This window comes from Priestia sp. SIMBA_032 (genome assembly GCF_046535215.1).
Classification (GTDB): Bacteria; Bacillota; Bacilli; order Bacillales; family Bacillaceae_H; genus Priestia; species Priestia aryabhattai.
This window is the reverse complement of record NZ_JAWRXD010001505.1, coordinates 1-238: the sequence shown is the minus strand read 5'-3', so window position 1 is coordinate 238 and position 238 is coordinate 1. Positions and strand designations below refer to the sequence as shown.

Here is a 238-nt window from a genome sequence, read left to right as displayed (position 1 = left end):
ACAAATAAATTATATTGAAGAAAACTATTAAAAAAAGAAACGACCTTTAAGAAATAAGAAAAGATATTATTATGCTATTCAAGAACAAGAACTAACAGATAAAGAGGCTTTCGTGATGTATGGTAATACGTATTTAGATTTAGGAGAAGTTCAAATTGGTCTTTATGGAAATGCTCGATATTCAACATTAAATTTAATAACAGCAGGTAACGAAACATTTGAAGAATATTTTCAAAAC

1 pseudogene is annotated in these 238 nt (G+C 26.1%); it reads left to right on the top strand.

The window, feature by feature from the left end:
* Positions 1–238 (top strand): annotated as a pseudogene (locus SB717_RS39320) (hypothetical protein); the annotation flags it as partial.